Source organism: Flavobacterium sp. (assembly GCF_044369455.1).
Classification (GTDB): domain Bacteria; phylum Bacteroidota; class Bacteroidia; order Flavobacteriales; family Flavobacteriaceae; genus Flavobacterium.
Genome location: NZ_JBIPLW010000009.1, coordinates 58,907 through 77,083 on the forward strand (window position 1 = coordinate 58,907; position 18,177 = coordinate 77,083).

The 18,177-nt window shown below is 31.6% G+C and carries 16 protein-coding genes; 12 read left to right on the top strand and 4 right to left on the bottom strand.

The features are described from left to right. Positions 1-61: 61 nt before the first annotated feature. From ACIQ2L_RS09835 to ACIQ2L_RS09865, 7 genes are all read left to right on the top strand, one after another. Positions 62-1,039, top strand: coding sequence for a GNAT family N-acetyltransferase (locus tag ACIQ2L_RS09835; RefSeq protein WP_396158267.1), 978 nt, complete (start codon positions 62-64; stop codon positions 1,037-1,039). A gap of 5 nt (positions 1,040-1,044) precedes the next feature. Continuing rightward, positions 1,045-1,605: an acyltransferase gene (locus ACIQ2L_RS09840; RefSeq protein ID WP_396158269.1), complete on the top strand. Its 561-nt coding sequence runs from the start codon at positions 1,045-1,047 to the stop codon at positions 1,603-1,605. Between the two features lie 6 nt (positions 1,606-1,611). Continuing rightward, complete coding sequence (locus tag ACIQ2L_RS09845; RefSeq protein ID WP_396158271.1) at positions 1,612-2,631, top strand: hypothetical protein; 1,020 nt, start codon at positions 1,612-1,614, stop codon at positions 2,629-2,631. A gap of 7 nt (positions 2,632-2,638) precedes the next feature. Continuing rightward, on the top strand, positions 2,639-4,132 hold the full coding sequence (locus ACIQ2L_RS09850) for an oligosaccharide flippase family protein (protein ID WP_396158273.1): 1,494 nt from the start codon (positions 2,639-2,641) through the stop codon (positions 4,130-4,132). 159 nt (positions 4,133-4,291) lie between these two features. Then, positions 4,292-5,170: a hypothetical protein gene (locus tag ACIQ2L_RS09855; protein WP_396158275.1), complete on the top strand. Its 879-nt coding sequence runs from the start codon at positions 4,292-4,294 to the stop codon at positions 5,168-5,170. Positions 5,171-5,242: 72 nt separating this feature from the next. Next, the gene (locus ACIQ2L_RS09860) at positions 5,243-5,446 is read left to right on the top strand and encodes a hypothetical protein (RefSeq protein WP_396158277.1); all 204 of its coding nucleotides are present in this window, start codon (positions 5,243-5,245) and stop codon (positions 5,444-5,446) included. A gap of 5 nt (positions 5,447-5,451) precedes the next feature. After that, positions 5,452-7,521, top strand: coding sequence for a S8 family serine peptidase (locus tag ACIQ2L_RS09865; protein WP_396158279.1), 2,070 nt, complete (start codon positions 5,452-5,454; stop codon positions 7,519-7,521). A gap of 32 nt (positions 7,522-7,553) precedes the next feature. Here ACIQ2L_RS09865 and ACIQ2L_RS09870 read toward each other — a convergent pair whose 3' ends face one another. Further along, a complete protein-coding gene (locus ACIQ2L_RS09870) occupies positions 7,554-8,702 on the bottom strand; it encodes a glycosyltransferase (protein WP_396158281.1) in 1,149 nt (382 codons plus the stop codon). 164 nt (positions 8,703-8,866) lie between these two features. On the opposite strand from ACIQ2L_RS09870, the gene ACIQ2L_RS09875 reads away from it, so the two are divergent. Further along, entirely contained in the window at positions 8,867-9,952 is a 1,086-nt protein-coding gene (locus ACIQ2L_RS09875; RefSeq protein ID WP_396158283.1) for a glycosyltransferase, read from the top strand. Next, positions 9,949-10,362, top strand: a complete 414-nt coding sequence (locus ACIQ2L_RS09880) for a sugar 3,4-ketoisomerase (RefSeq protein WP_396158285.1) — start codon at positions 9,949-9,951, stop codon at positions 10,360-10,362. Before ACIQ2L_RS09875 ends, ACIQ2L_RS09880 begins: the two co-directional genes overlap by 4 nt. On the opposite strand, the gene ACIQ2L_RS09885 is transcribed toward ACIQ2L_RS09880, so the two are convergent. Then, positions 10,339-11,265, bottom strand: a complete 927-nt coding sequence (locus ACIQ2L_RS09885) for a glycosyltransferase family 2 protein (protein WP_396158287.1) — start codon at positions 11,263-11,265, stop codon at positions 10,339-10,341. The genes ACIQ2L_RS09880 and ACIQ2L_RS09885 overlap by 24 nt on opposite strands. After that, positions 11,265-12,161, bottom strand: a complete 897-nt coding sequence (locus ACIQ2L_RS09890) for a glycosyltransferase family 2 protein (protein ID WP_396158289.1) — start codon at positions 12,159-12,161, stop codon at positions 11,265-11,267. The genes ACIQ2L_RS09885 and ACIQ2L_RS09890 overlap by 1 nt, the downstream gene beginning before the upstream one ends. 62 nt (positions 12,162-12,223) lie before the next feature. On the opposite strand from ACIQ2L_RS09890, the gene ACIQ2L_RS09895 reads away from it, so the two are divergent. Both ACIQ2L_RS09895 and ACIQ2L_RS09900 read left to right on the top strand, forming a co-directional pair. Continuing rightward, complete coding sequence (locus ACIQ2L_RS09895; RefSeq protein ID WP_396158291.1) at positions 12,224-13,042, top strand: 2OG-Fe(II) oxygenase; 819 nt, start codon at positions 12,224-12,226, stop codon at positions 13,040-13,042. Then, a complete protein-coding gene (locus tag ACIQ2L_RS09900) occupies positions 13,035-14,285 on the top strand; it encodes a hypothetical protein (RefSeq protein ID WP_396158293.1) in 1,251 nt (416 codons plus the stop codon). The genes ACIQ2L_RS09895 and ACIQ2L_RS09900 overlap by 8 nt, the downstream gene beginning before the upstream one ends. Here the strand turns inward: ACIQ2L_RS09900 and ACIQ2L_RS09905 are convergent. After that, on the bottom strand, positions 14,254-14,937 hold the full coding sequence (locus ACIQ2L_RS09905; protein WP_396158295.1) for a cell division ATP-binding protein FtsE: 684 nt from the start codon (positions 14,935-14,937) through the stop codon (positions 14,254-14,256). The two genes, ACIQ2L_RS09900 and ACIQ2L_RS09905, sit on opposite strands and share 32 nt — an antisense overlap. A gap of 210 nt (positions 14,938-15,147) precedes the next feature. Here ACIQ2L_RS09905 and ACIQ2L_RS09910 point away from each other — a divergent pair, with 210 nt between their 5' ends. Continuing rightward, positions 15,148-18,162: a tetratricopeptide repeat protein gene (locus ACIQ2L_RS09910; protein ID WP_396158297.1), complete on the top strand. Its 3,015-nt coding sequence runs from the start codon at positions 15,148-15,150 to the stop codon at positions 18,160-18,162. Positions 18,163-18,177 lie beyond the last annotated feature (15 nt).

The following is an 18,177-nucleotide window of genomic DNA, read 5'->3' on the forward strand; positions in this document are numbered from 1 at the left end:
TTTGATTAAAGAGACTTTTTTTAAAATAAATGTTTAATTTTCCGATGTTTAAAAACTAAACGTGAAAAACTATACTGTCAGACAATATACCATAGAAGATTTTGCAGTTTGGAATGCTTTTATTAGTACTGCCAAAAATGCCACTTTTCTTTTTCATCGTGACTTTATGGAATACCATGCTGATCGATTTCAGGATTTTTCGATTTTGGTTTTTGAAGGCGAAAAATTGGTTTGTGTTATTCCGGCAAATAGATTAGATAACACACTTTTTTCCCATCAGGGATTAACCTATGGTGGATTTGTTTTTGACAGTAAAATCAAATTGGGAGAAGTTATTGCTCTAACAAAATCTGTTTTGCAGTTTTTGAATCAAAATAGCATTAAAACTTTTCAAGTGAAATTAATTCCATCAATTTATAATACTTTTTTTGCTGAAGAAATTGAATATGCTTTGTTTTTGGCAGATGCTAAATTAGTTCGTAGAGATTGTCTTTCAGTTATTGATTTAACCAAACCTTTTTCGTTTTCTAAAACCCGAAAAGAAAGCATTAGACGTGGTGAAAAGAACAATTTAGTCATAAAGGAGGAGCTTGAATTTGATTTATTTTGGAATGAAATTTTAATTCCTAATTTGGATAAAAAACATAACGCCAAACCAGTTCACATTGTAGCAGAAATTATAAACTTGCAACAAAAGTTTCCTGATAACATTCGACATTTTAATGTATATCACGAAGATAAAATTGTGGCAGGCACAACTATTTTTGTTACAGATAAAGTAGCACATCCACAATATATTTCGGGAAATGAGCAGAAGAATGAATTAGGAAGTTTGGACTATCTTTACCATCATTTGATTACAACTGTTTTTAAAAACAAAAATTATTTTGATTTTGGACCTTCACATGAAGAAAACGGCAAAAAAATAAACGAAGGTATTTTGTTTTGGAAAGAAACTTTTGGAGCCAAAACGACAGTACAAGATTATTATGAAGTAAATACAGAAACTTATCTATTGTTAGATGGTGTTTTAATTTAAAGTATATGAATAGAATAAAATATTTTTTTTTCGTTTTTTTAAGGATTTGGAAGTATAAATTGCTTTCGGATTGCCAACGAGTAACAGGAAAACCAAATTTATACTTACCGCTTTTACTTAAAGGAAAAGGAAAAATTAATTTTGGTAAAAACGTTCAAATTGGGGTAATTGCATCTCCAAACTATTATTCACATTATACTTTTTTAGAAGCCCGAAATAGCGAAAGTGAAATTATTTTTGGAGATAATGTTTCGATAAATAATGCGTTTTCTGCAGTAGCTTTTTCAAAAATAACGATTCAAAACAATGTTTTAATTGGGGTTAATTGTTCGATTATTGATAATGACGGTCATAATCTAGATGTTGATAAAAGAGTAAGAGATGATATTAAATCAGTAGCAGTTACAATTAGTGAAAATGTTTTCTTAGGCGATAATGTGACTATCCTAAAAGGCGTAACTATTGGCAAAAATTCAGTAATTGGTAATAGTTCGATTGTAACTAAAAACATACCCGAAAATGTAATAGCCGCAGGAAATCCGGCAAAGGTGATTAGAGATTTATAACCTATTATGGATATTTTAATAAAATCGTTTAACAGACCATATTATTTGGATAGATGTTTATTTTCAATCAATAAGCATGTGAACATTGGTAATGGAAAAATAAAGATTTTAGACGATGGAACACCACAAATTTATTTAGATAAGATTATTGATAAATATCCCAATGTTATAATAAACAAGTCCGTGTTCTATGAAGAAAAAGTTCGGTATACAATTGAAGGTAAAAGACCTGAAAAATATAATATACCCATAAATCTTTGGGTTGACGCAGCCCAAAAAGCCTCCGAAAATTTTATTCTGATTGAAGATGATACTTGGTTTATTAATGATATTAATCTTGATGAGGTAAATAAGGAAATAGCTATTAATAATGTTGCATTGACCAAACTGTATTGGATTGGAAATGCAAGAATCAATCAAAGCAAAAAAGAAATTCCCCTAAAGAATATTATACTTCTTATTCCTAAATTATTTACCACAATTCCAGCTATATATTATTTTGTTTTTTACAAGTTTGATTGTTTTAAAATCAGAAAAGCACTTCGTTTTTTTAAAATAAATACCGACGAAAGAGAGCTTGCCTACCGAACAATTTATGCAGTTGCAGGAATGATTTTCAATAAAAACTATTTTACCAAATTATGGGATAACCATCAGAACAGTATTGATGAAGGACTACAAATTTTTAATGCTGTTAAGGTCTTCAGAAATCAAAATAAGAATCTGCAATTTGCAAGATACAAACATGAAATATTGAGAACTGGATTTATTTCATCAGCAACCAATCAGGATAAGGAAGTATATGCTGAAAATGTTGATATGTTTGTATTTAATAAACTTATGAATGAAGCATGGTTACATAATCAATTAGATGTTATAAGTTCCTTGCCCAATGATATTCAAGTTCAACCAATAATTAAAATACTTGATGAAAATTCTCAAAAAAAGATTTTATCAAAAAATTGGATAGATTGGGTTGGAAGTTTCAAAGATTTTTATATAAAAATGGGTTGCAAAATAGATTGATTTTGTTATGAGTAATGAGAATAGTAAATCATATCGTTCTATTGTAAAAGCCACAGGAGTTTTTGGATCCATGCAGATTTTCAGAACTTTAGTGGGTATTGTAAGTTCTAAATTTGTTGCGGTTTATCTTGGGCCAATTGGTTTTGGATTGTTGTCACTTTTAACGAATGCAGTCAATATTATAGTAGCGATTACCAATTTTGAATTTCTCACGGTTGCCACAAGAGAAGTAGCTTTGGTAAGTAATTTAGATGATGATTCTCAACTATCTAAGACAATTGCTTTATTACAAAGAATGTCAGTATTTATTGGTGTTTCGGGTGCAATAGTTTGCTTGGTGTTTAGTAAAGGACTAAGTGTTTTAACTTTTGGCGATACCGAAAAGCAGCATTGGTTTATGATATTATCTTTCTATCTTCTCATAACAAGTATATCCAATGCTCGAATGGCGGTGCTTCAAGGAGTAAATAACATTAAAACTTTGGCAATATGCAATAGTATTGCAGCTTTAATTACTGCTATTGGAACTATTGTAATTTATTATTTTTTAAGGATTGAAGGGATAATTTGGGCAATGATATATTCTAGTATCGTGATGTTTTTGGTTACTTATTATTTCACTAGACAACATAAATTTACAATTAATCTTTTTGGGTTTAAAGAGTTTTATAATAATGCATCACCAATTTTTAAGTTTGGATTTTTTATGTCGATAAATTTAATTCTGGGACAGATTTGCAATTTCAGCATTAAACTTTATCTGAATGACAATGGAGCATCATCACAAGTTTTGGGATTTTATGAAGTAAGTACTGTAATTTTGATAAACTACTTAGGAATGATTTTTAACGCAATGTCATATGATTTTTATCCCAAATTAACCTTTGTAAGTGCAGATAATGAAAAAGTAAAACAACTGGTAAATAATCAAATAGAAATTGCCTTAATTTTGGTCACGCCAGCGATAGTCTTTTTGTATTTGGCGGCTCCATTTTTAATAGAATTATTATATACTAAAGAATTTTCAAGTACTTTTTTAATTTTGAAAGTAGCTTTATTTTCTGTGATTCTAAAAGCGGTTATCTTTCCTTTGGGTTACATCGTTTTGGTAAAAGGCAACAAAAAATTATTCTTTAAACAGGCATTGTTTAGCGATTTTCTTAACTTTTTTTTATCAATAGTATTATATAAATATTATGGTTTATTAGGTTTGGGAATTGCTTATTTTTTAAACTATGCTATATACGCAGTTTATGTTTATAAATTGGTTAACAAGCATTATGATTTTTTATTTGTACAATCTTGTAGAAAATTAATAATGGTGAGCCTAATTATTGGAATTTTGGCAATTATAATTATATACAGTTTTGAGCAATTATATACATATATTCTAATTTCGATATTGTTCCTGATTTCAGTTGTTTATTCTTATACTGAGCTTAATCAAAGAATTGACTTTAAAGATTACATAATAAAAAAAATCCGTAGGAATTACAAATAATGAATTTGGTTGTTTTAGTTTCATCTTTTTATTTCAAATATAACTTAATTCGTTTTTTCTAAGTTTAATGTTACTTTAAGTTTAATTATTAATTTAACAAAAATTTTATAAGTATTTTTTTATTATATTTGAGATGTTAAACAACTAGAACATTTTATTATGAGAAAAAGTATTTTATTAAGCAGTTTGTTTTTTACAGCTATCTTTGGATATGCGCAAAACACTTTTCCTACTGGTGCAAATACCAATGTTGGTATTGGAACAACATCGCCATCTACTAGATTGCAAGTTACAAGTGCAACAGCAGGTACATCTGGGATTAGATTAACTAACATGACAAGTGCTACAGCTACAACTACAGGAAATAGTAAGGCTCTTAGTGTTGACGCTTCGGGTAACATTATTTTAACCCCTGTTGTGAATACTGCTCCGACAGTAACGAATATTTATAACAGTAATGGAACTTTGTTATCAAACAGAACTGTAACACTTAACAATAATAATTTAAATTTTAATTCAGCTACTGCAGGAGGCAACTTATTTGTAAATGGAAGTAATGGGAATGTTGGAATTGGGAATGCTGCTCCAACTGCTAAACTAGATGTTTCAGGAATCCTGAAAGCAAATCAATCCGTTTTTACAAGCAGTTTAGCTGATGGTCAAACATTTTCTTCATTTCTTGATAGAAATGATAAATGTGTAGTTGCTGGTATTGGAAAATCGATTGGTTCAGGAGTTGGTTATTTAAATACAAGAATGATAAATTTCTTTGATTTTCCCGTTTCTAATTTAGATGCTAAATCTTCTTTTCTATTTAGTATAGAAGACAGAAATGATTTTGGAAGATATAGAATGACAGGTGAGACTGGTGGAACGACTAATCTGATTATGTTAGATAAAACTCAAACAGAAGTTTTTAAAGTTTATGATGACGGAAATAATAAAACTGTTCTTTCTTTACCAAAATCAGATTCTTATTTAGGTATTGGAACAACAAATTTTGTTGATGGTCTTGATACCTATAGATTATCAGTTTAAGGGGCAATTAGAGCGGAAAGGGTTAGAGTATATACAACTTGGGCTGATTATGTTTTCAATAAAGACTATAATTTGCCAACTTTAGAGGAAGTAGAGCAGCATATCAAGGATAATGGACATTTAAAAGATATTCCATCTGCGAAAGAGGTGGAACAAAACGGTATTGAAGTAGGAGAAATGAACAAGTTACTACTTCAAAAAGTGGAAGAATTAACTCTCTATATGATAGAGATGAACAAGGAAATAAACAGTTTGAAAGCTGAACTTAAAAAATAGTAAATATGAAAAATATTTATTTGTTTATACTTTGTTTTTTTTGCCTTTCATTAAATGCGCAATCAAAAATATATACCTATTACCTATATTTGAATGACTACACTCAGGCACCAACTTTCACAATACAGAATGGATTGCTGATATATTCAGGTACAAATCAAGGAATGAAGGTAGTTTTTGATAAATATAAAATCTACGATTTTAAGCAAGCATTTCCAGATTTTGTTGAAAGTACAAAAATCTTAAATGTTTTTTTAGTTGTAACTGACAGTAGTACTTTGATTAATGAATTGAAGAATGGTTTTCAATCTAACTTTTTAAATTCGGATGATTTGACCGATAAAACAGTTGGTACATTAAATTATTATCCTACCGATTATGGAACTACACATTTACCTAACACAGGTGCAAATGTTTCAAGAAGTGAACTAGATTATCTTTCTGCACCAGTTGCTTGGGATATTACAAGAGGTAATCCCTCAACTATCGTCGGTATTTCTGATACAGCATTTGATAATACCTCCCCAGATTTAAGCAATAAATTATCCTTTGTTCCAGGATGGAATGGGTTCTCTTCAAGTTGGGAGCATGGTACCGCTGTAGCCGAATTAGCCGCAGGTAGAGGAAACAATTCGGGTAGTGTTGGCGTATGTATGGATTGTAATATTTTAGCATCCCCTATAGGTTTTGGTGACATTTCAAGTGTAACTGCGTTTAATAATTTAAGAAAATTAGCAGCAGGAGGTGCAAGAGTGATAAATATGAGTTGGCATAACGGCTGGGGTCATCAAAATTATATGGTTGGATATAGGCAAATTGAACAAGACATCATTAATTTTTTAGTTACAACTTACGATGTTGTTTTTGTTGGAGCTGCTGGAAATCTCCCATCTTATTCTACAGCTCAATCCTATATAAGTCAAGAGTCGTCAGGCGGAGTGCCAAACGGAAATCCAATTACTCCTTTTGGAGAACTATTCATTTACCCAGCCTCATATGACAACGTTATTTCAGTTTCAACGGTAAATCATAAGAATCCTTACACTTTGCCATTATCAAATATTGCTGACCCATTAATTAATCCAAGTTATTGTTGTACTTCGCCTTGGTTTCCAATTCATGTTCGATTGCAAGATTCGGTATCTGCATCTGCAAGTTCTTTGGACCCAAATAACCCAGTAGGAGTATTAAGAAATGGGTATTATCAAAACGTCTATAATCCTGATGGTTTTCAATGGGGACATACAGTTAATGGTCTTGTTGATTTAATGTCTACTGGATATGATGTGTTTGATTATTCAGCATATTTAAACCCATCCTCAGGCATGCCATTGTATAATAATGGAACCTCATTTTCCGCCCCAATTGTTTCTGGGACACTCGGTTTGATGTTTACGGTAAATCCTTGCCTTAACTCTACTGAAGCAAGAAGTGTTCTGCAATTAACGTCAAAAGATATTGAGCATTATTCAACACTAAATCAAAACTACACCGATAAAGTTGGGTCAGGAAAACTTGAAATTGGTAAAAGTGTTATTTTTGTTGATGAAATGACGAAAACAAATGGGAACTCAGTTATTGAGAATCACACTTTTACTAGATTTAATTTTGACCTTTCAAGAATAAACAATAAGTTGACAATGAACAATGTTGTTTTTATGGATGTTAACACTTCTTCGTTTACCGCAAAAAACAATATTGAAATTACAAATGCTGATTTTAGGCCAAATTCAACAGGCAATATGGATTTGAAAGTTAGAGGGAATTTGACTGTTTGTGGTTTGACTTCGAAAGGTGGGGGTGGTGTAATTAAGGATGAAAGTGTTATCAAAAATGTTAAGGATGCTGTATTGTTTCCAAATCCTAACAACGGTTCATTTTCAATATTTTTGAGAGAAAAAGAAGTTAAGGATTTGTCGGTAAATGTTTTTGATGTGTTTGGAAAACTTGTTTATGAAACAAAAGTAAATCAAAATGAATTTGAGTTGAATATTCCTAATCTTCCAACCGGAATCTATTTAGTGAAGTTAAATTCAAACTCAATTAATGAGACTCTTAAATTTATAAAAGAATAGGTTTTTAAAATTTTATTTTGAGAAAGGGATGGTTATTGGCCATCCCTTTTTTTATTCCAAACCTCAATATATTTCTCTGCAATTTTCAAATAATCATGCTCCTTTTCTATAATCGCTCTTGCTCGTTTACCGATGGCTTGAATTTCGTTTGGATTTTCAATTAAAAATGATAATTCCTTAACTAAATAATCCACATCGGGTAACCCGTTTATCGCTACTTTTTCAGTCAGATTATAATGCTTTTCAAAGACTTCACTTGCATTAGTAAAAACTACTTTCCCTTTTGCCATTCCTTCTAAACCATTACTGCCTTGATCGTGGCCATACAATTGGTCAAGTACTATATGCGCTTGATTATACAGATTTATGTATTTGATGTAAGGTACATTTTCGACGGTTAGAATTTCTACATTCTCTCCATATTTCTGTTTAATAATTTCAAGCGCTTTCTCATAAAAATCATTTCCTTTTTTAAAATAACTTTCTCGATTGATACCATGAAAAATGACAATTTTATCATCTATTTTCAATTCGCTTTTCGCAAATTTATCCAGGTTTATCGGACTTGGAATCATTCCTAAATACTTCGAATGATTTTGAAGCGGAATATGATAATCGATATCGGTTGCAATCACACCTTGAATAGTTGTATAAATATACTGATGCAGTTTTTCAAACGATTTGGTTCTAAATTTTAAAACATTCGAAAAATTCTTATCTGCAATTTTTCCAGCCAAATAAGGTTGAATTATGGACGGATTTTCAGGATGTTTGAAATTGTATTCGACATAAGGATAATCATCACCACTAGAAAGCAGAAACACTTTTTTATTGTTGGCAAAAATGAAATCTAAAATCTTTTTTTCATTGCTATAATTACAAAAAAAACTGTTTTCATTTATGAGTTGTACCACATCAAAATTGGTAAAATGATTTCTTTTTCTCCAAAATTGACGATAAATCAAGTAGGAAGTAATATCAAAACCAAATAGAACAAGAACAAACAACTTAATTTTTTTGAGTAATCCAGCGTCCCACTTTTTGGCTAACTTAAAATCAACAGGATAATTTTTGAAACCATCACTAAATCCGAGAATAGTAACCTCATGTCCAAGTTTTTGTAATCCTTCTTTTAAGGAATTGTGCAATCGGCTGTATTCTCCAATGAGTAAAATCTTCATTTTATTTTTTCGTCAGTTTGAGTGTTTTGTTTCGCTTCTCGATACATCCGGCAAGGCGGACACTCGAAGTGACGGCTTATGCGAAAGCAACGGCCGAAGGAAACAAAATGTATCGAGAATAGTAAACTTAAATATTTCTATATTTGATGCAATATAAGTAAGAAATGAAAAACAACAACAAAATTGCTATAGTTTCCGCATCACTTGGTGTTGGTGGTGCTGAGCGTTTTGCAGGTTTGTTGAGTTTCATGCTGCACGACTTGGGTTATGAAGTGCATCATATTATTATACTTGATTATGTTGATTATGATTACAAAGGAACTTTAGTCAATTTAGGGAAGTTGTTTGCCAATGAAAAAGGTATTTTCAGAGCTGTAAAAAAAGGGAAATATATTGCAAGATACCTTGCTGAAAATGATATCGAGATGGTTATTGACAATCGCTCCAGACCAACAATACCAAGAGAATTATTCACAAAATGGATTTACGGTAATCGAAAAATTTATTATTTCTTTCATAGTTCCAATCTAGAAATGTATTTGACGAATTCTGTTTTTTGGGCAAAATATATTTTCGGAAACGCCACTAAATTGGTTTGTGTGTCTCACGAAATAGAAGAAAAACTAAAGAACAACTATCAATTTACCAATACAAAAACCATCTATAATCCAATTGTTTTCCCTGCAACTATTCTTGAAAAGCCAGCAGCTATTCCTGAAAATTACATTTTGTTTTTTGGTAGATTGGAAGAAGGAATTAAAAATTTCAGCTTACTATTACATGCATTCTCCAAATCAAAAGTTTATGAAAATGACATTAAATTGCTCATCATTGGTGATGGTTCAAGCAAGGAATTTATTTTAGCTAAAGTCATCGAGTTACAGTTAGAAAATCACATCCAAATTATACCTTTCCAAAAAAATATTTTACCCTATATTCAGCATGCAAAATGCACTATTTTAACCAGTCATTTTGAAGGTTTTCCAATGTCGATTTTAGAATCATTAGCTGCTGGAACTCCAGTAATTTCAGTAGATTGTGAAACAGGTCCAAAAGAAATTATTCAAAATAGGTATAACGGAATATTGGTTCCAAATAATGAAGAAGAAGCATTGTCTCAAGCTATTATCGATCTGATTTCTGATGAAAAATTATATCAAAATTGTAAAAAAAATGCGCAAAAAAGCGTAGAACATTTATCTTTGAAAACCATTGCATTACAATGGAAACAATTACTATCCGAAAAATGACAACCATAATCGACGTTCAGATTATTGACATTACTAAAGTTCACGATACGCGTGGCAATCTTTCTGTGATACAAGGCGAAGCTATCCCGTTTGAAATGAAACGGGTATATTATCTTTACGACATTCCAAGTGGAGGAAGACGTGGTGGACATTCACACAAAAATTGTCAAGAACTATTAGTGGCGTTGAGTGGTAGTTTTGATGTGATTTTGAGTGATGGTCATGAACAAAAAACAGTTACCTTAAATAAACCAAATGTTGGATTACTGATTCCAAATGGAATTTGGCGCGAATTGGAGAATTTTTCTTCAGGTTCGGTTTGTTTGGTTTTGGCATCAGCCATTTTTGAAGAAGAAGATTATATTAGAAATTTTGAAGAGTATAGATTATCTAAAAACCGAAGTTCCTAATCCAATAGTGACCAATATTTGCTGCATTCGAATGAGTACTTTCAATAGGAATGTAGGTAATTGAAGTAGCAATCTTTTTTTTACACTTAGATTTTTCAAATTAATTTCAGCATAAATTTCATGTGCCGTTTTCCAATCACCATTGAGATGGCATTTTATCACTGCTGAAAACCGATTTAAATCCATGTATTTTTTCACCGCCGGATTTTTCTTTTCTTCTAAAGCATATTTATCGAAAGTATAGTGTTCAAAATAGTAATTCGAATTTCGGGAAACACTTTCAGCATCATATACATATCGCGCTAAGACTTTTCGAATAAAAACAACTGGTAATTCTAAGCCAATCCGAATCCACATTTCGGTGTCTTCGCCGTGTTTTATTTTGACATCAAATGTTCCAACTTTTTCAAAAACACTTTTATGAATGCAAACACTAGATGTCCAAAGTACACATTCTTTCTGACTGCCATCAAAGAAGTTTACGATTTCAAAATCAGATTTTTTTGGAACGGAATATTGTGCTTTGAGGTATTTTTTACTCGTTTCAATTTCGATAGCTGTCGCAAATACTTTTTGATCCGGTAATTCGGCTGAAAAGCGATGCATCGTTTCTAAAAAATTAGGATACCAATAATCGTCAGCATCTAGAAAACAAATAAGATCTGAAGTGGCTTTTTCTATCCCAAAGTTTCGTGCTACAGCAACACCTTCATTCTTTTTGGAGTAGTATCGAATTCTAGTATCGTGTAGAGCAAGTATTTCAGCTTCGCTATTGTCTGTCGAGCCATCATTTACAATAATAATTTCATAGTCAAGAAACGTTTGAACTAAAACACTTTTCAATGTTTTTGCAACAAATTTTTGTTTGTTAAAGACAGGAACTATTATTGAAAAATAGGGCATCAGCGTTTGTTTAATTTACAAAAATAACCCAAACGATAGATATCAAAAATAAATAAGGATGGGTTTTTTGAGAGTAAATTTTTCGTCAAATATTTATTAAACATATTGAATTGAAAAGCAGCTAGTGTTACCAAATGAAATCGTTCTAATTTTTCATAAATTCTGGTCAAAGAAGTGTCGTTCGGACTTATAATTTTATTGTCTAAAACTAGTTTTAGATTCTGCAACGAGCTGTGAAATTTATTCAAAAAAATCGCAGATTTTTCTAGGTTTACATGATACGCTGGATTTTCTATATGATCGATTGAAATTTGCACTTTTTTTAATCGCAAAACAAAAACAATATCTTCATAACCATAATTGAAAATTTGGCTATTAAAAGGATAAGAAACGAGCACTTCTTTTCGAATTAAAATATTCGAAATTAAGGCATAATGAAAAGGATGGGCGCGTCTTTTTTGTAGCGGAATTTCTTCTCTGTTTTTACCAAAAACCCAACGTAACATTTCATCTTCTTTTGGTTTTTCATCATGATAAATAATGCCACCAAAAACGGCTTTTTTAAGGTTGTCTTTAGTACTTTCAATATATTTCTTTATAAAATTTTTTGATTTGGGAAATGTATCGCAATCTAGTAATAAAATCCAATCATATGTTGCTTTAGACACTAAAGAATTTCGATTTTGGCCTCGTCCGAGGTTCCTTTCATTTCTTTCGAATTTGCAGTTTGGTAGTTGATTAATTTTTAAATTTATTGCTGTGATTTCGTTAACTGGTGAAGCATCATCTTGGACTATGATTTCAAACACAATATTTTCCAAAATAGCTTGATGGTTTAATTCCTCAACTAGTGATAATGTATTATAGTTATAGGATGGAATTAGAATTGAAATCATTTACTGAATGGAATTAAATAATACCTTTACAAAGAAATATATTTTTTGGCAATATTAACACTATGAATAGAATTGATTTAGCAAATCTTATTTTCGAAAAGATTTCTTCTAGTAAAGAATCATTAAAAAACCAATTCCAAAATTCGAATTCTAGTATTGGGTATTTTTTTATTGATGATTTGTTACCCAATGACATTGCGATGCAAATTCATAATGTTTTTCCTAAACCAGAACAAATGGTTTTAAAGAAAAGCATTCGAGAAGATAAGTATATTGCAGCTCAAATGAACTTATACAATCCAGTATTAGAAGAAATTATCTATGCTTTTCAAGATAAGAGAATAGTAGCTATTATTGGAGAGATCTGTATTATTTTAAATCCATTACCCGATGAATATTTATATGCTGGTGGCATCTCGATGATGGGAAATAATCAGTTTTTAAATCCACATTTAGACAATTCTCATGATAAAGACCGCAATTTGTGGCGTGTATTAAATTTGTTGTACTATGTCACACCCGATTGGAAAGAAGCATACGGTGGCAATTTAGAACTTTGGCCAAAGGGTTTAAAAGAGCAGCAAATCACCATTCACAGCAAGTTTAATAGATTAGTAGTGATGGCGACACATAACAGTTCACTGCATTCGGTTTCTCCCGTGGTTCATGAAGGTTTTAGACGTTGTGTGTCTAATTATTATTTTGCAAATGAACCTTTGTTAGAAACGGATCGATTTCACGTAACTTCATTTCGTGGCCGTCCAGAAAATAAATTGTCCGATTTCGTGCTAAGAACGGATACATTTTTAAGAATGGCGTTACGTAAAGTTTTCAAAAAAGGACTCAAAGAAAATCCGCATGTTTATAAAAAGAATGATTAAAAAATACCGATATCATTTGGGTATTATTTTAGTTGGTTTTGTTCTTTTGCAAACACTAAATTTGGTATTGCAATTGGATAAACAAACACTAATTTATCCGGATTGTTCCAACTATTTAGAGTCGGCTCAAAAAATGTATTTTAAGTTTACGGGTCATTACTATCGCCCGATGCTGATGGCTTTTATCACGGGAATTCCTTATTTATTTGGCAGTTCTGATGCCGGAATTTTTAAGTGGAGTTTTGTGGTAAATTTGTTTTGCTGGTTAGGAACTTCAATTATTATATTTGAAATAATAAAGAATTTTGCCAGAGAAAAAGTAGCTTTTTGTTTTGCGATTTTGCCTTTCTTTATTTTTGGAAACTGTATTTTAAATTATCATTTACTGACTGAAAACATCTTTGTTTTTTTTGCCATTCTTGCTTTCTATTTATTGTTCCAATATTACAAAACCGGGAAATTCTGGTACTTGTCATTGTCATTGTCATTGCTATTGTCGAGCATGCTGATAAAACCAGGAGCCAAGTTTTTTGCGATTATCATAGTGTTGTTTTTTGTAAAAGAAATTCTAAAAAACTACAAGCAAAAAAGCATGATTATCCTTTATGGAAGTTTGCTGATGATAACTATTCAGGTTGTTGGGATGAAAGCGCAATACGGCGATTATACGATTAGTTATATTGATGGCGTAACCTATCACAATTACATTTGTAGTAAAGCAGACTGTTTTAAAAACGGAAAAGAATTCGAGCAACTACATAATTCAAGAGCCGAATATTTATTTGGTTTGGATTTTACGGACCAAAAAAGAGTCGCTTTCGTTGATTTAACACTTCAAATAAAAACCAATTTTTCAAATTTGGTAAAAGCTTATTTTTCAGATGTTGCCGAGAATTCCAAAACCGGTAATGCCTGTATAGAAGATCTTATAAATAAGGAGAATAAAAGCTATTTCAATTTTTGGAAAACAATTGTTTTTGATGTAACCAAATGGCAAAATAGAATAGTGACAATAATAGGAATAGTGTTGTCTATTTTCTTTTTGATAAAAACATATAAGAAACCCAACACTTTTACTTTTGTTAGCTTTTTTATACTTTACATTATAGTTTTATCCGGAATTTCGTGCGGACAAGGAGATCGATTTCACTTAGTGACTTTCCCTTTTGCAATCTTGCTTTTAGCTAAATTTTTATCCGAAACAAATCGATTTAAACCGTTCTTTGAACCACTTCAAAAATAGTGTTGTCTTCACATTTCAAAGTTTTTGCTGGGAATTTCATGATAACAGCATAGTCATGAGTTGCCATGATAACCGTTTTTCCGTTATCGTTAATTTTTTTCAAAACACCCAAAATTTCGGCACTCGTTTGAGGATCGAGATTTCCGGTTGGTTCATCGGCCAAGATTAATTCGGGATCATTTAACAAAGCTCTGGCAATAGCCACTCTTTGTTGCTCACCACCAGAAAGTTGATGTGGCATTTTATTTGAAAAACCAATCATCCCGACACGTTGTAAAACATCATCAATTTTTACTTGCATCTCAGTAGTATTGGTCCAACCTGTTGCTTTTAAAACAAACAACATGTTTTCATTAACACTTCGGTCGGGTAATAATTGAAAATCCTGAAAAACAATGCCTAATTTTCTTCTCAAAAATGGTATGTCATCTTCTTTTAAACTACCCAAGTCATAACCAACAATTTTTCCTGAACCAACAGTTAATGGTAAATCACCGTAAAGTGTTTTCATAAAACTACTTTTTCCAGTTCCGGTTTTCCCAATGATATAAAGGAATTCACCTTCTTTTACCTCAAGATTTATTTGTGATAAAATCACTCTATTTTCTTGGTAAATAGTTACATTTTTTAACGATAGAACTGTTGCTGACATGGTAATTAGTTTATTGGGTAAATGTAATAAATAAAAATTCCAAAATACAAAATACAAATTCCAAAAAAAAGATAACAGTATTGGGATTTGGAATTTTAAATATTGGAATTTAATTTTTCAAATTGTTTACAAGAATGTTTATAATAAATCAAATAGTATTTACGTTATAGGTTATAGGATACTATTTTTGGATAAATTAAAGTAAAAATCATGCGCAACATTTTAATAGTACTATTTATGCTTTTCATGGCTGGAATTCCGCAAGTTTCTGGACAACAATCAGCCATTTATACTAACAAGTTGTCTCAATTTGATAATGCAATATTCTTGTTTAAAGACAAACAATACCAATCGGCTCAAATACTATTTGAAAAAGTGAAGCAAGATACTATTTCACTTGATGTGCAGGCAGAATGTGCTTATTATATTGGTATTTGCGCTATTCACTTAAATCAAAACAATGCAGATGAATTAATCGAAAAATTCATTTCTGATTATCCAACAAGTTCTAAACAAAACCAAGCGTATGTTGAAGTGGCGCAATATTATTTTGATCAAGGAAAATTTCCTCAAGCATTACACTATTTTGAAAAAGTTGATGAAAACTCTTTATCCTACGAACAAACCGAAAAATTTACGTTTCAAAAAGGATATGCTCACTTCACTTCAGGAAATAAAAAAGAAGCACAGACCTATTTAACTCAAGCCGAAAAGTCAAAAGAATACGGTACACAAGCAAAATATTATCTTGGTTTTATGCAATATGAGGGCAACAATTATAAGGAAGCCAATACGTATTTTCAACAAGTTGAGAAAGAAGAAAAATATTCAGAAAAATTATCCTATTTCAAAGCGGATATGAATTTTAAATCGGGCGATTTTCAAAAAGCAATTGATGCAGGTTTGGTAGCGATGCCAAAATCAAATGCTTCTGAAAAATCCGAACTGAACAAAATAATTGGTGAAAGTTATTTCAATCTCCAACAATACGACAAAGCATTGCCGTATCTTAAAGAATACAAAGGCAAAAAAGGAAAATGGAGCAATACCGATTTTTACCAATTAGGGTATACGTATTATAAACAAAAAGACTATGAGAATGCCATTTTGCAGTTTAACAAAATCATTGATGGAAAAGATGCTGTTGCGCAGAATGGTTATTATCATTTGGGAGAATGTTACTTCAAAACCGATAAAAAACAACAAGCTTTAAATGCCTTTAAAAGCGCCTCTGAAATGGATTTTGATAAAAAAATTCAAGAAGATGCCAATTTAAATTATGCTAAATTAAGTTATGAAATTGGAAACTCGTATCAAAGCGTGCCTGATGTTTTGTCGGCTTTTATTGATAAATATCCAACTTCACCAGCCAAGAACGAGATTGAGAACTTGTTGATTAATTCCTATATCACTTCAAAAAACTATAAAGCCGCTCTAACTTTACTAGAGAAAAACAATACGCCTGAAAATAAAGTAGCCTATCAAAAAGTGTTATTCTACAGAGGAATTGAATTGTTTACCGACGGAAATTACCAAGAAGCGTTGGGTATGTTTACCAAATCGATAGCCAATGCCAAAAATGAGAAAATAACCACTCGCGCTACTTTTTGGAAAGGAGAAACCGAATATGTTTTGGATAATTTTATTGAGGCAACATCGAGTTTCAAGCAGTTTGAAGGTTCTGCTGAAGCGAAAAACACACCCGAGTTCAAGAATATTAATTACAATATTGCTTATGCCTATTTCAAGCAAAAAGAATACGATCAAGCTGCTAGCTATTTTCAAAAGTATGTTGAAGGTGCTAAGGATGACCGAGTGCGATTGAATGATTCCTACCTTAGATTGGGCGACAGCCGATTTGTGACTTCAAAATATTGGCCTGCTATGGATGCTTACAACAAAGCCATCGATATGAAAGGAATTGATGCGGATTATGCAGCGTTTCAAAAAGCATTGAGCTACGGATTTGTGGGTAAAAACGAAAAGAAGATTGATGACTTTAATTCTTTCCTAACCAAATTCAAAACCTCACAATATCGCGATGATGCTTTGTTCGAGTTGGGAAATACGTATGTAACCGAAAATAAAGGCGATTTAGCAATCAAAACCTATGACCAATTGTTGAGTGAATTTAAGAACGGTTCATTTACCTCTAAAGCAATTTTACGTCAAGGATTGGTCTACTATAATAGTCAAAGAAATGAGCAGGCAATTGGGAAATTCAAAGAAGTGGCCGCCAAATATCCAAGAACACCCGAAGCATCCGAAGCCGTTTCTACTGCTCGATTAGTTTATATGGATATGGGTAAAGTGAATGAATATGCCGCTTGGGTTCGAACATTAGATTTTGTTGAAGTTTCTGATGCCGATTTGGATAACGATACCTATGAAGCGGCAGAAAAGCAATTTTTGCAAAATAATACGAAGCAAGCAATAACTAGTTTGAGTGGGTATGTTTCTCAGTTTCCAAACGGAATACACAACTTGAAAGCCAATTTCTATTTGGCGCAATCACTTTATGCAGATGGAAAAGAAACCAACGCAGTTCCGAATTATGAATTTGTAATTAGTAAATCGAGAAACGAATTTACAGAGCAATCTTTAGCACGATTAGCAGAAATTCATTTGAAAAAAGATGATTATACTAAAGCACTTCCGGTATTACAACGTATAGAAACAGAAGCTGATTTTCCTCAAAATGTAACCTTTGCGCAAGCCAATTTGATGCGCGCTTACTTTGATCAAAAAGACTATGCCAATGCAGTAGTTTATGCTGATAAAGTTTTGGCAAACCCAAAAACAGACAATAAAATAAAAAGTGATGCACAGATTATTGTGGCACGTGCTGCAATAAAAGTGAATGATGAACCAAAAGCTCGAACCGCTTACGCTAAACTACTAACTATTGCAAAAGGAGAATTAGCAGCCGAAGCGCTGTATTATGATGCCTATTTCAAAAACAAAGAGGGCAAGTATGAAGATTCTAATAAAACCGTTCAAAAATTGGCCAAAGACTATTCAGGGTATCAATATTTTGGAGCCAAAGGTTTGATTGTTATGGCTAAAAATTATTATCAATTGAAAGACAATTTCAGTGCAACATCCATTTTAGAAAGCGTGATTAAAAATTTCAAAGAATTCGAAGATGTTATTACTGAAGCTCAAACAGAATTAGACATCATCAAAGGAGAAATTTCTAAAACAAATTCGTCAATAACAAACTAAAATCTCTGTGAATCT

What these genes read in the sequence shown, in the direction of transcription:
- ACIQ2L_RS09840 (WP_396158269.1), top strand. Translation starts at nt 1,045, where the DNA reads ATGAATAGAATAAAATATTTTTTTTTCGTTTTTTTAAGGATTTGGAAG.
- ACIQ2L_RS09845 (WP_396158271.1), top strand. Translation starts at nt 1,612, where the DNA reads ATGGATATTTTAATAAAATCGTTTAACAGACCATATTATTTGGATAGA.
- ACIQ2L_RS09850 (WP_396158273.1), top strand. Translation starts at nt 2,639, where the DNA reads ATGAGTAATGAGAATAGTAAATCATATCGTTCTATTGTAAAAGCCACA.
- ACIQ2L_RS09855 (WP_396158275.1), top strand. Translation starts at nt 4,292, where the DNA reads ATGAGAAAAAGTATTTTATTAAGCAGTTTGTTTTTTACAGCTATCTTT.
- ACIQ2L_RS09865 (WP_396158279.1), top strand. Translation starts at nt 5,452, where the DNA reads ATGAAAAATATTTATTTGTTTATACTTTGTTTTTTTTGCCTTTCATTA.
- ACIQ2L_RS09870 (WP_396158281.1), bottom strand. Translation starts at nt 8,702, where the DNA reads ATGAAGATTTTACTCATTGGAGAATACAGCCGATTGCACAATTCCTTA.
- ACIQ2L_RS09875 (WP_396158283.1), top strand. Translation starts at nt 8,867, where the DNA reads ATGAAAAACAACAACAAAATTGCTATAGTTTCCGCATCACTTGGTGTT.
- ACIQ2L_RS09880 (WP_396158285.1), top strand. Translation starts at nt 9,949, where the DNA reads ATGACAACCATAATCGACGTTCAGATTATTGACATTACTAAAGTTCAC.
- ACIQ2L_RS09885 (WP_396158287.1), bottom strand. Translation starts at nt 11,265, where the DNA reads ATGCCCTATTTTTCAATAATAGTTCCTGTCTTTAACAAACAAAAATTT.
- ACIQ2L_RS09890 (WP_396158289.1), bottom strand. Translation starts at nt 12,161, where the DNA reads ATGATTTCAATTCTAATTCCATCCTATAACTATAATACATTATCACTA.
- ACIQ2L_RS09895 (WP_396158291.1), top strand. Translation starts at nt 12,224, where the DNA reads ATGAATAGAATTGATTTAGCAAATCTTATTTTCGAAAAGATTTCTTCT.
- ACIQ2L_RS09900 (WP_396158293.1), top strand. Translation starts at nt 13,035, where the DNA reads ATGATTAAAAAATACCGATATCATTTGGGTATTATTTTAGTTGGTTTT.
- ACIQ2L_RS09905 (WP_396158295.1), bottom strand. Translation starts at nt 14,937, where the DNA reads ATGTCAGCAACAGTTCTATCGTTAAAAAATGTAACTATTTACCAAGAA.
- ACIQ2L_RS09910 (WP_396158297.1), top strand. Translation starts at nt 15,148, where the DNA reads ATGCGCAACATTTTAATAGTACTATTTATGCTTTTCATGGCTGGAATT.